This window comes from Thermorhabdus hydrogeniformans, assembly GCF_049310025.1.
Lineage (GTDB): Bacteria > Bacillota > Thermosediminibacteria > Thermosediminibacterales > Tepidanaerobacteraceae > JBJYKD01.
Window position 1 is genome coordinate 1 of the sequence record NZ_JBJYKD010000137.1, and the last position, 272, is coordinate 272.

Consider the following 272-nt stretch of genomic DNA (forward strand, 5'->3'; position numbering starts at 1 on the left):
GCTAGATAAGGCCGAGTCGGATAGGTATGTCTCACATTTCCTGATCGAATAGTGTTACCGGGCGCGGGGATGCCGGTGACATGGGGCAAACCATGATCTCCCTCAACCGGGCGGCCCGCATCACCGTACTCGTCCTCCTGGTCATCCCGATCATCGTTGTCCTCACCGCTCCGCCTGCGGTGGCCGAATCCCGCAAGCGACCGCAGGCCGAGGCGGCGGCCGCGGCCCGGCGCATGCTGGCCCAACTCAAGGTCGCCAGGCCACTGTCCATC

Annotated in this window: 1 pseudogene; it reads left to right on the plus strand. The window is 64.7% G+C overall.

From position 1 onward, the window contains the following. Positions 1 to 80 precede the first annotated feature (80 nt). Positions 81 to 272, plus strand: a pseudogene (locus tag ACKX14_RS15825) (HNH endonuclease); the annotation flags it as partial.